This is a genomic window from Opitutus sp. ER46 (assembly GCF_003054705.1).
Classification (GTDB): Bacteria; Verrucomicrobiota; Verrucomicrobiia; order Opitutales; family Opitutaceae; genus ER46.
The window spans coordinates 1-12,292 of sequence record NZ_QAYX01000010.1 but is presented as its reverse complement, the minus strand read 5'-3'; the positions used below and the strand labels follow the sequence as shown (position 1 = coordinate 12,292).

At 67.5% G+C, this 12,292-nt stretch carries 6 protein-coding genes; 4 read left to right on the top strand and 2 right to left on the bottom strand.

The features are described 5' to 3' along the window. Positions 1–43: 43 nt before the first annotated feature. Together rpsU and DB354_RS00180 are read right to left on the bottom strand one after the other, a co-directional pair. Entirely contained in the window at positions 44–241 is a 198-nt protein-coding gene (gene rpsU / locus DB354_RS00185; RefSeq protein ID WP_107833413.1) for a 30S ribosomal protein S21, read from the bottom strand. A 241-nt stretch (positions 242–482) separates the two neighbouring features. Continuing rightward, the gene (locus DB354_RS00180; RefSeq protein ID WP_146180039.1) at positions 483–2,963 is read right to left on the bottom strand and encodes an ABC transporter permease; all 2,481 of its coding nucleotides are present in this window, start codon (positions 2,961–2,963) and stop codon (positions 483–485) included. Between the two features lie 142 nt (positions 2,964–3,105). On the opposite strand from DB354_RS00180, the gene dnaE reads away from it, so the two are divergent. From dnaE to DB354_RS00160, 4 genes are all read left to right on the top strand, one after another. Next, positions 3,106–7,041, top strand: a complete 3,936-nt coding sequence (gene dnaE / locus DB354_RS00175; RefSeq protein WP_233256504.1) for a DNA polymerase III subunit alpha — start codon at positions 3,106–3,108, stop codon at positions 7,039–7,041. A 155-nt stretch (positions 7,042–7,196) separates the two neighbouring features. Further along, the gene (locus DB354_RS00170) at positions 7,197–8,720 is read left to right on the top strand and encodes a DegQ family serine endoprotease (protein ID WP_107833411.1); all 1,524 of its coding nucleotides are present in this window, start codon (positions 7,197–7,199) and stop codon (positions 8,718–8,720) included. A 678-nt stretch (positions 8,721–9,398) separates the two neighbouring features. Continuing rightward, entirely contained in the window at positions 9,399–10,070 is a 672-nt protein-coding gene (locus DB354_RS00165) for a response regulator transcription factor (protein ID WP_107833410.1), read from the top strand. Further along, positions 10,063–11,502 carry an ATP-binding protein gene (locus DB354_RS00160; RefSeq protein ID WP_107833409.1) on the top strand — a complete coding sequence of 480 codons (1,440 nt, stop codon included), beginning with the start codon at positions 10,063–10,065 and terminating at the stop codon, positions 11,500–11,502. Before DB354_RS00165 ends, DB354_RS00160 begins: the two co-directional genes overlap by 8 nt. Positions 11,503–12,292: the final 790 nt, after the last annotated feature.

The following is a 12,292-nucleotide window of genomic DNA, read 5'->3' as shown; positions in this document are numbered from 1 at the left end:
GTAGCGCGGCTCGATATTGCTCGGCCTCAGGCCGGCATCTGACTCATTCCGCGTAGCGGCGGCGCAGCATCTGGGTGAAGGCCTGAACCTTCTCCTTGCGGCGGCGCTTCTCGCAGGGCTTTTCGTAGTAACGCTTCGCGCGAGTGCCTTTGATGATATTCTCGCGATCGAGCTTCTTCTTCATGCGACGGAGCGCGCGATCGATCGGCTCGTTTTTGCGAATCTTGATTTCGATAGCCATGAGATGAGACGTGTACGACGGGATGAACGGAAAAGTTGGTAAATACGCCACCCGCCATCGTCCGCGTCAACGGCTTTTTTGCCCCGGCGGCAGGTCTTTGTAAGTACCTCGTTACCTGACGCATCAGCAATCGTTGCGGCGGAGGTCGCTCCCGGCGAGCGCTATTTCCTCTGCATCACGGGGATAGCGGGCGGTCCTGGTCGGTCGAAAGCGGGCCGGAATCCGGCCCGCGCACTCCGCCTCACTCGGCGCGCAACGCCTCCACCGGGTTCACGCGCGACGCCCGTTGCGCCGGCACCACGCACGCCAGGATCGAGGCCGCGAGCAGGAAGAGCGCGCTCGCCAGGTAGGTGAGCAGGTCGGTGGTCGACACGCCGAAGAGCTGCGATTGCAGGAACCGGCTGGCCGCCCACGCCGCCGCCAGGCCGAGCCCGACGCCCAGGCCGGCAAGCCCCAGCCCCCGCCCGACGATCTGTCCCAGCACATTCAGGCGCGACGCACCCAGCGCCATCCGGATCCCGATCTCGCGGGTCCTCTGCCCCACTACGCACGCCAGCACGCCGTAGATGCCCACGCTCGCCAGTAACACGGCCACGCCGGCAAAGAACGCGAACAGCCCCATGCTGAACCGGCGGTTGCTCGCAAACTCCGCCACGCGGTCCGACATCAGCTTCACATCATAGATGGGTTCGTCCGGTGCCACGTCGCGCACCGCGCGCCGGATGGACGCCAGCGCCGCGGCGGCGTCCGCCCGCGTCCGCACCACCAGGTGCAGGCCGAGCGTCGCCGGCCATTGCGAAAGCAGCGTGTAGTATTCGACCTGTTCCCCGCGCTCGGCGCCGAATTGCAGCGTGTTGCCGACGATCCCGATCACCCGCATCTGCGGCAGCTTCATCTGCGGCTGGCCGATCTGGAACGTGCGCCCGATCGGGTCCTCGCCCGGCCAGTGCTGTTCCGCCATTTTCCGGCTGATCACCGTATCCACCACGAAGCCTTCATAGAGCTGCGCGACCGTGGCCATGCTGATGGCCTGCCCCGCCACCAGCGGCGCGCGCCGTTCGCGGCCATCAAACGCAGCGCCGCGCAGTAACGGGATGCCCATCGTGCGAAAATAGTCCGGTGTGACCACGTGCACGTTCGCCAGCGGGAACTTGCCCGGCTCCGGCGTCGGCCGGTCCGGCCGGAAGAACCAGTTCGACGAGCTGTCCCAGGTGTACGGAAGCGAGGAGCAGAACGCCACCGACTCGATCTCCGCCACACTCTGCAGCCGCGCGAGCATCGCCTCGTGGTGCCGGATAAACGCATGCGGATCCCGCGTCATCGCCGCCGTCGGCGGCGTTGCGACCTGCAGCGTGATCACGCGGTCCGGTCGCAGTCCCGTGGGCGCCATGGCGACCCGATACAGGCTCTGGATCAGCAGGCCTGCGCCCACCAGCAGCATCACCGCGAGCGACACCTGCACAACCACGAGCCCGTCCGTCAGGTGAAAGCGTCCGAACGCCGTGCGCACCGCGGCAGGCGTGCGCTTGAGCGCGTCGTTGGGATCGCTGTGCGAAAGCTGCCACGCCGGCGCGAAACCGAAGCCGACGCCCGTGAGAAGCGTCACGCCGGCCATGAACAACCACGCCCAGGCGTCAAAGCTGCCGCCCGCCGCGAGCAGTTCCTTCATCTCCCACGGCGCCAGCCGCGCCACGAACGCGTAGCCAAACCACGCGATCGCCGTGCCGAGCACGCCGCCCGTCAGCGCGTACACCAAGCTTTCGATCAGGAGCTGGGAGAACAGGTCGCGCCGCGACGCCCCGAGCGCCGTGCGAATTGCCATTTCCCGGCGCCGGTTGAACGAGCGCGCGAGCAGGAGGTTCGCGACATTCACGCACGCGATCAGCAGCACCGTGCCCACCGCCCCGAGCAGGAGGAAGAGGTTCATCGTTCCCCGCCCCTGCAATTGCTCGCGCAAGGGCAGCACCGCCACGCGGATCCCGGCGTTTGCCTTCGGGTACTGCTGCTCCAGCCGCTGCCCGATCGCGGCGAGCTGCGTCGCCGCCCGCTCAATCGTCACGCCGGGCTTGAGCCGCCCGATCACGGCCGTGCCGTTATGGTTCTCGCGCTCCCGCATGAACTGCCGGTCCACGATCGGCTCGATCGGCACAAACACGTCCGCATGCCGGTGAAACCGAAACTCCGCCGGCAACACGCCCGCGATTTCCGTCGCCTGCCCTTCCAGCACCACACTCCGGCCCACGATGTCCACGGCGCCGTGAAAATACCGCTGCCACGCGGCATGCGTCAGCCACGCCACCGGCGCCGCCGCCGCGCGGTCGTCCTCCGGCCGCAGCTCCCGGCCCAGCGCCATGCGGTAGCCGAGTACCTGGAAGAAGTCCTGGGAAACCTGCACCACCGTCACCCGCTCCGCGCCGTCGCGCGTCACCAGCTTCGCGCCATCGCTGCGAAAGATCGCGAGCCCGCTCGCCACATCCTGCGTGGCGCGCCAGTCGACGAAGTTCGGATACGACACGCTCATGTCGCCGCCCGAGGCGGTCCGCTCCGTCACGGCAATGAGCCGGTCCGCCTCCGGGTACGGCAGTGGGCGCAGACACGTCGCGCTCACCAGGTTGAAGATGGCGGTGTTGGCCCCGATCCCGATGGCGAGGGTCAGCACGATGATGGCGGTGAAGCCGGGCGACTGGGCGAACAGGCGCAGGGCAAGGCGGAGGTTTGACATGGCGAAGGCGGCGCCCACCGCGCGCGGGAACAGACGCCCGGCCGGCGCCAATCGCAGTACACCGCACGCCCGCCGAAAGTTACACCAGCCGCGCGCCGCCGGGCTTCGTGGCGCCGAAAACCTCGCTTGATCCGCCGCGGGCTTGGCCTTGTCCTCGGCTCCGCTCGTGTCGACCGCCAACCAGAACTTCGTCCACCTCCACGTCCACACCGACTACAGCCTGCTCGATGGCTGCTGCCGCATTGACCGGCTGATCGGCCGGACCGCCGAGCTGGGCATGCCGGCGCTCGCCCTCACTGACCACGGTAACCTCTACGGCGCGATCGAGTTCTACAAACAGGCCAAGGAGAAGGGCATCAAGCCGCTGATCGGCTGCGAGCTCTACCTGGTTGAGACCTCCCGGCTCGAAAAGACCGGCCGCTCTGACGAGGGAAAGTCCATTTTCCACCTCGGGTTGCTCGCGCGAAACCTCACCGGCTACCAGAACCTCCTGAAGCTCGTCTCCGACGCTCACCTCAAGGGCTTTTACTACAAGCCGCGGACCGACATCGAGACGCTCGCCAAGTACTCCGGCGGGCTCATTGGATTCACCGGCTGCCTCGCCTCACTCGTGCCTCAGCGGCTGCTCTACGACCGCTACGACGATGCCCGCGCGGCGTGCGCCCGGTTCGTCGACATTTTCGGCCGCGAAAACTACTTCGTCGAAATCCAGGACCACGGCATTCCCGAGCAGCGGAAGATCATCCCCGGCCTGCTCAAGCTAGCCGAGGAGTTCAACCTGAAGGTCATCTGCACGAATGACGTGCACTACGTCCGCGCGCAGGACGCCGGCCCGCACGATGCCATGCTGTGCATCCAGACCGGTTCGAAGATCCACGACACGGACCGGATGCGGTTCACGGGCACCCAGTTCTACCTCAAGTCGGCCGAGGAGATGGCCAAGATTTTCGCCGAGGTGCCCGAGTCGCTGACCAACACGCAGCTCGTCGCCGACATGTGCGAACTCGCGATCCCCTTCCCCAAGGGCAGCGAGCGCTACCCGCGTTACCCGCTCTCGCCCGAGATCAAATCGAAGTTCACCGCCGCCGAGTACCTGTTCGATCTCTGCCTGTCGGGCATGCAACGGCGCTACGGCCACGACTACCTTGAGATCTCGCGCCGCCCGCTGGTGGCCGAGCGCCTCGCCAAGCTCGTCAACCTGCCCGCCGGCCAGAAGCCCCAGGCGCCCGACTACAGCGGGCTCACCGCGGAGGAGGAGCTCGCGCTCCGCATGGGCTACGAGCTCGCGATCATCAACGTCACCGGGTTCGTCGACTACTTCCTCGTCGTCTGGGACTTCATCAACTGGGCCAAGTCGCACGGCGTGCCCGTCGGCCCCGGTCGTGGTTCCGGCGCCGGCTGTCTCGTCGCCTACCTGCTCGGCATCACCAACCTCGACCCGATCCGCTTCAAGCTGCTGTTCGAGCGCTTCCTCAACCCGGAGCGCGTGTCGCCGCCCGACTTCGACATCGACTTCTGCATGCGCCGCCGCGGCGAGGTCATCGACTACGTGCGGCAGAAATACGGCAACGACTGCGTCGCCAACATCATCACGTACGGCACGCTCGGCGCGAAGATGGTCATCCGCGACATTTCGCGCGTGCACGACCTGCCGTTCGCCGAGGCCGACCGCATCGCGAAGATGATCCCCGACGAGCTCAACATCACGCTCGAGGACGCGGTCACCAAGAGCGCCGAGCTCCGCGACGAGGTGAACAAGAACCCCGTCGCGAAGAAGATCTTCGAGCAGGCGCGCGTGCTCGAGGGCATGGTGCGCAACACCGGCAAGCACGCCGCCGGCATCATCATCACCGACAAGCCGCTCGACGAATTCGTCCCGCTCACGCTCCAGGAAGGCGACGTCACCGTGCAGTTCGACATGGGCGCCGTGACCAAGCTCGGCCTCCTGAAGATGGACTTCCTCGGGCTCAAGACGCTCACGGTCATCTCCGACGCGGTGGAGAACGTGCGGCGCACCGCCGACCCGAAGTTCGACATCGAGAAGATCCCGCTCGACGACCCGAAGACCTACGCGCTGCTCAACGCCGGCAAGACGGTCGGCGTGTTCCAGCTCGAATCCTCCGGCATGCAGAGCGCGTGCAAACAGGTCGGCGTCTCGAACATCGACGACATCAACGCCATCTGCGCGCTGTACCGCCCGGGCCCGATGGCGTTCATCCCCGACTACGCCCGCGGCAAGAAGGACCCGTCCTCGGTTGAGTACCCGCACAAGCTCCTCGAGCAGTCGCTGCAGGAGACGTACGGCATCATCGTGTACCAGGAGCAGGTCATGGAGTGCGCCAAGATCATCGCCGGCTACACGCTCGGCGGCGCCGACATGCTCCGCCGCGCCATGGGCAAGAAGGACGCCGACGCCATGGCCAAGGAGCGCATCAAGTTCGTCGAGGGCGCCAAGCGCGTGAACAATATCGACGAGAAGAAGGCCAACGAGATCTTCGACTTGCTGAACAAGTTCGCGAGCTACGGCTTCAACAAGTCGCACTCCGCCGCCTACGCCCTCGTCAGCTACCAGACCGCGTATCTCAAAGCCAACTACCCGGTCCAGTTCATGGCCGCCGTGCTCACGGCCGAGCTCGGCAACGCGGAAAAGGTGTCGCACTTCATCGCCGAGGCCGAGGCCATGGGCATCACCGTCCTCGGACCCGACATCAACGAGTCGCGCGAGGCGTTCACCCCGGTGTTTCGCCGTCGCGACCGTGCCGCGCAGCCAGCTGCCGCGACCGGAGCCGCCGCCAACGCCAACGCGGGCGCCGAGGAGCCCGAGGCCGCCATCCGCTTCGGCCTCGCCGGCATCAAGGGCGTCGGCGAACAGGCCGCCCAGAAGATCATCGCCGAGCGCGACGCCGCCGGCGCCTACCGCGACTATTACGAGTTCCTGCTCCGGTCCGACGCCCGCGCCGTCAACAAGCGCATCCTCGAGAACCTGATCGCCACCGGCGCCTTCGACTACAGCGGCGCCGAGCGCGAGGACCTGTTTGCGCACATCGACGAAGCCGTCGCCGCCCTCTCCGAGCTGCAGCGCAAATACCCGGCGCTGCGCAAGGACCAGCCCGCGGTCGCCAAGGTCGAAGCCCCCGCCGAGACCATGCTGTTCGACCTCGGTGGCATGGACGCCGCGCCGCCGCTGCCGCCCGCGGAGCGACTCGCCGAGGAGTTTGCCCAGATGCTGCGCCATTCGCGCAAGGTCCCCGCCGCCGCGGCCGCGCCCGTCGCCGTCGCCACCCCGGCCGAGGAGGCCCGTGGCTTCCTCGATCTCGGCGGCCCCGCCACGCCGCGCGCCAAATCCGGCAACGGCAAGGCCGCCGCGCCCGAGCGCAAGCTCACCCGCGACTCCCGGCTCGCGTTCGAGAAGGAGCTCCTCGGCTTCTACGTCTCCGGTCACCCGCTCAACGCCTACACCGGCCTCGCCGAGGCGATCGACACCTACCCGATCGACGAGCTCCTGCAGCAGGGCGACCGCGTCGAGTTCCGCCTCTGCGGCATCGCCAGCAACATCGTCAAGCGGCTCTCCAAGCGCGATAACCGCCCGTGGGTCGCCTTCGTGCTGCAGAACAAGCGCGGCTCGATCGCGCTCAACATGTTCGCCGACGCCTTCGCCTCCTACGGCCAGAGCCTCGCCGAAAACGCGCTCGTCCTCGTGCAGGGCAACATCCTCGTCAACCAGGAGGGCGCCCGCATCAACGTGAAGGAATGCTACCCGCTCGACGGCCAGGTCGCCCGGCTCGCCCGCAAGGTGATCTGGCTCCTGCGCCCCGAGCACCCGCAGTTGCCCGCCTTCCTCCAGCTGCTGCGCGAGACGCTCAACAAGCAGGTCGGCGACACCCGCGTCGAATTCGCCTTCGTCTTCGAGGACCGCGTCGCGCCGTTCGCCGAGGCGAGCACCGCCCTCACCTGGAAGATCAACGCCGCTTCCTTCCAGAAGTTGCGTGAGCACCCGGCCGTCGCCGGCGTCCAGATCGAGACGCGCCACCTCGAGCTCGTGCAGGAGCGCCGCTGGGGCAAACGCGGCGGCGGCTGAGCGCCGCCCGCCCGCCTCGCTCGCATTTGCCGGATTGTTCGGCGCGGCCGCCCACCCTCGGGCGCCGCCCGAACCTTTCCATTCTGTAATGGTCGCGCAAGGGGCCCGACAGGGGGCTGTGGCATCTTCGGTCCAGCAAAACCGAGAAAAACGCCATGAACACCACATCCCTCTTCACCCGCAGCCGCGCCGCCTTCCTGGCTGGCGCCCTCGCCGTCGCCGGCGCGTTCGTCGGCATCGCCGCCCAGAACCCGGGCAACGCCACCGTCTCCGTCAAACGCGACCCGCAGCCCATCAAGCGCGTGCCGATGGAGCCCTCGAGCTTCTCCGACGTCGTGAAGCGCGTCTCGCCTGCCGTGGTCAAGATCACCACCGAGACCAAGGCCAAGAAAATGGCCGCCCAGGGCCAGGAGCTCTTCAACGATCCGTTCTTCCGCCAGTTCTTCGGCAACCGCATGCCCGAGATGCGCCAGCAGCCGGTCAGCGGCCTCGGCTCCGGCGTCGTCATCAGCGCCGACGGCTACATCGTCACCAACAATCACGTGGTCGATGGCGCCGACACGCTGAACGTCACCTTCAACGACGGCCGTGAGCTCACCGCCAAGGTCGTGGGCCGCGACCCGCAGACCGACGTCGCCGTGATCAAGGTCGACGCCAAGGGCCTCCCCGCCGTCACCTTCGCCGACAGCGACACCGTCGAGGTGGGCGACCGCGTCCTCGCCATCGGCAATCCGTTCGGCATCGGCGAAACCGTCACCAGCGGCATCGTCAGCGCCAAGGGCCGCCGCGTCGGCATCCTCCAGGACGTCCAGGGTTACGAAAACTTCATCCAGACCGACGCCGCCATCAACCCGGGCAACTCCGGCGGCGCCCTCGTCGACATCCAGGGCCGCCTCGTCGGCATGAACTCCGCCATCCTCAGCCGCAGCGGCGGCTTCCAGGGCGTCGGCTTCGCCGTCCCGGCCAACATGGTCAGCCACGTCGCCGACTCGCTCGTCAAGAACGGCAAGGTCGTCCGCGGCTACCTCGGCGTGAGTATCCAGAATCTCACTCCGGGCCTCATCGAGTCGTTCAAGTTGAAGGACAACCGCGGCGCGCTCGTCGCCGATGTGGAGCCCAACGCTCCTGCCGCCAAGGCCGGCATCAAGGGTGGCGACGTCATCACCAAGATCAACGGCAAGCCGGTCGTCGGCGCCAACGAGCTCACGCTCGCCGTCACCAGCACCTCCCCCGGCACCAAGATCAACCTCGAGGTGCTCCGCGATGGTGACACCAAGGAGATCACCGTCACGACCGGCCAGCGCCCGAACTCCGGCAAGGATTCCGAGTCGCTCCTCTCCGGTGGTGACGAATCCGACACCGGCGTCCTGAACGGCGTCGCCGTCGACGATCTCTCCGCCGAGCTGCGCGAGCAGTTCAACATTCCGGCCCGCGTGAAGGGTGCCCTGATCACCAACGTCGATCCCGACTCCGCCGCCGCCCGCGCCGGCATCCGCGCCGGCAACGTGATTCTCGAGATCAACAAGAAGCCGATCCGCAACGCCCAGGACGCGGTCGACCTGACCGCCAAGACCGAGTCGAAGAAGACCCTGGTCAAGCTGTGGGTGAGCAACCCCTCTGGCGGCGGCAGCACGGTCTTCGCGGTCGTCGACGAGTCCGACGCCAAGGACAACTCGTAAGCCACGATCGAAAGTTTCCCCGGGGGGCCGCGCCCAGCCGCCGTCCCCCCTCAGCGTTCTTCAAGGTTGGTAGTTGTTGTGTTGTTGTAGCTAGTTAACCGGTCCCGGTTCGTGCCAAGCAGGGGTGTTGGGCACGAGCCGGGACCGTTCCTCTTCCGGCGTCCGCCGGACTCTTTCTCTTACTCTTCCTCTTTCTCTTACTCTCAAGGGATTGAGGGATTGAGGGATTGAGGGATTGAGGGATTGAGGGTCGCCCCCCCGGGATCAGCGTCTCCCCACTCCCTCTCTCACTCCGAAGGCTCCCCACTTTCACCTTCACTCTCACTTTCACTCCGAAGGCTCACTCTCCACTCCGAAGGCCGTTCTCGTTCTCGCGCCGCGCTCCCGCGCGGCGCCATCCGTCCCCTCCGTTCCATCCGTCCCCTCCGAGCCATCCGTTCGGGAAGAAAGAGAAAGAGTACGAGTAAGAGAAAGACCGGCCGGACGCCGCCGGCCGGATGCCCCCCCTCGGGCCCCGCCAACACCGACCTTGTCCCGCATCCCGCGACCCGCTTCCATCGCGATCTTCCTCCTTCCTTCCAGCCTCCGTTCTTCGCGGCTCCTCGATCCGTACTCCATTCTTCCGTCCTCCGTCGCTCCGTCCCCCCCTCCGTTTCTTCCGTCCTCCCTCCGCCCCCCATGCGCGTCCTCATCGTCGAAGATGATGCCAAGATCGCCTCGTTCGTGGTCCGCGGCCTGAAACAGGCCGGCTACGCCGTCGATCACGCGCCCGACGGCGAGACCGGCCTGGCCCTCTTGGAGTCGACCGACTACGACGCCGCCGTCGTCGACATCATGCTGCCGAAGCTCGACGGCATCAGCCTCGTCCGCCGGCTCCGCGCCGCGCGCCGCACCACGCCCGTCCTCTTCCTCAGCGCCAAGAGTTCCGTCGACGATCGCATCCGCGGCCTCCAGAGCGGCGGCGACGACTACCTTACCAAGCCGTTCGCCTTCTCCGAGCTCCTCGCGCGCGTCCAGGCCCTCATCCGCCGCGCCAGCCAGTCGCCGGAGGCCACTCGCCTCACCGCCGGCGACGTCACGCTCGACCTCGTCACCCGCGAGGTTACCTGCGCCGGCCAGCCCGTGGAACTGCAGCCGCGCGAGTTCTCGCTGCTGGCGTTCCTGCTGCGGCACGCCGGCCGCCCCGTTTCGAAGACCATGATCCTCGAGCATGTCTGGGACTACAGCTTCGACCCGCAGACCAACGTCGTGGACGTCGTCGTCTCCCGGCTCCGCGCGAAAATAGATCCCGACCACACGCGCCTCGAGACGGTGCGAGGCGTCGGCTACGTTTTTCGGCCCCATGCTTGAGCGGCTCCGGCAGTCCCTCGCGTTCCGCCTCGCGGTCCAATACGCGCTGGTCTTCGCCGTGTGCGCGGCGGTGCTCTTCGGCGTGCTCTACTGGATCCTCGCCAACTCGCTCGAGGGCCGTGAGCGCCAGAACGCCGCCAAGCGCGCCGAGACGTTCGCCGCCGCTTACGACGCCGGCGGCGTCATCCTGCTCAAGCGCGCCATCGATTCGATCCGCGACCCGCAGCCGTACTTCGTCCGGATCGTGAATCCCGACAGCACCTACGACTGGGTCGGCGCGCCGCCGTCCTGGATCGAAACCCAGGTGCAGCAGGTGCCCTTCGGCCCGTTCGTCCTCAACCGCGAGACACCCACCCTGCGCCTGCCCACGGCCAACGTCCTGCGCGACTACGCCATGGCCACGCACAGCCTCAACGATGGCCGGTTGCTGCAGGTCGGCGTGCTGACTGACAGCACCGCCGTCCTGCTCGCGCCGCTGCGGCGCGCGTTCATCGGCGTCGGCGCCGGCGCCCTGCTCGTTTCCATCCTCGTCGGCACCATCCTCGCCTGGCGCTCGACGCGCCCACTGCGCGCCGTGTCCGACACCGCCCGCCGGATCCTCGACACCGGCGACCTCGCCGCGCGCGTCCCCGGCCCCAACGGCCGCGGCGAACTCGCCGAGCTCGTCCGCCAGCTCAACACGCTCCTTGACAAGAACGCCGCGCACGTCCGCGTCCTCCGCGAGACGCTCGACAACCTCGCGCACGACCTGCGCACCCCGCTGACGCGCCTGCGCGGCACCGCCGAACTTGCGTTGCAGGATTCGGGTGACGCCGCCCAGGCGCGCGACGCGCTGGCCGATTGCGTGGACGAGTCCGACCGGGTGCTGCACCTGCTGGAGGCGTTGCTCGACATCTCCGCCGCCGAAGCCGGCGCGCTGAAGCTGCATCGGGAACGCCACGACGTCCGCACCGCGCTTGATCGCGCCGCCGACCTCTACCGCGAAGTCGCCGAGGAGAAGCGGATCACGATCACAGTCGACGCCCCGGCGCCCGTGGAGTTCGACGCGGACGCGATCCGGCTTGGCCAGGCGATCAACAATCTCGTCGACAACGCGCTGAAATACACGCCTGCCAGCGGCAAGGTCACGCTGGCCGGCCGCATCGGGGCCGAAGGCGTGGAGCTCAGCGTGACCGACAACGGTCCCGGCGTGCCGCTGGCCGAACGTGAGGCCGTATTCCGCCGACTGTACCGCGGCGACGCCAGCCGTTCCCAGCGCGGCCTCGGCCTCGGCCTCAGCATGGTGAAGGCGATCGTTGAAGCCCACGGCGGCACGATCGCGATCGAAGACGCCCCCGCCGGCGGCGCCCGCTTCGTCCTCCGTTTCCCCGCCCCGAGCACGCCCGCCCCCGCCGCGAACGCCCCCACCCCCGCCGCCGAACCCGCGGTGTGAGTTGCGTCCCGGTTGGATCGCCGCGCCACGGATCGCCGCGCGGTCTCCAGTGGATCGCGACGCAGGTCTGGTCTGGTCGCCGCAGGCCTCCGGCCGGATTGCCTCGCAGCGGCGCGCCGAGTCGTCGCGCCGTCTCGTGCGTGGTCGGAACTAAACCGCCGGCCCCGCGCCCCGCCGCCTGCGCCTGACCGCTGTGGCGCACTCAAGCGCGCAGGCACCCGACGAAAATCGCCCGCGCCGTTTTATGGTGACCGTCCGCGCCCGGGGACGCGAACCACCCGCCGCCGAAAGCGTCGCTCGTCCGAGATAACTAGCCAAATCTGGCTAGTTAGCCCCCGTAACTAGCCAGATTTGGCTAGTTATCTCGGTTTAAGCCCCCAGCCGCCTAAGTCCTCCATACCAGGGTCAGGTCACCGCGAAAGGCCGCGAACCGAGCCGCGAAAACGGGCGGTGGTCGCCGCCACACCCGCATTCATCGCTCGCGATCAGCCACGCCAGATTTTCGCGTTCCTTCGCGCCTTTCGCGGTTCACCCGTCATCTCGTCCGCCGTCTGCGGGCTTCCGGGTCCATTCGTGTCCCTTCGAGTCCATTCGTGGTTACCCTTCCTTCCGAACGGTTCCGTCCTCCCAAACAGGGTCCACCGCGAACGGCCGCGAACCGACCCGCGAAAACGGGCGGTGGTCGCCGCCGCACCCGCATTCCTCCCTCGCGATCAGCCGCCCCAGATTTTCGCGCTCCTTCGTGAAGGGATGTGGTTCTCGAAAACCGAGGAGCGAGGATGAAAATTAA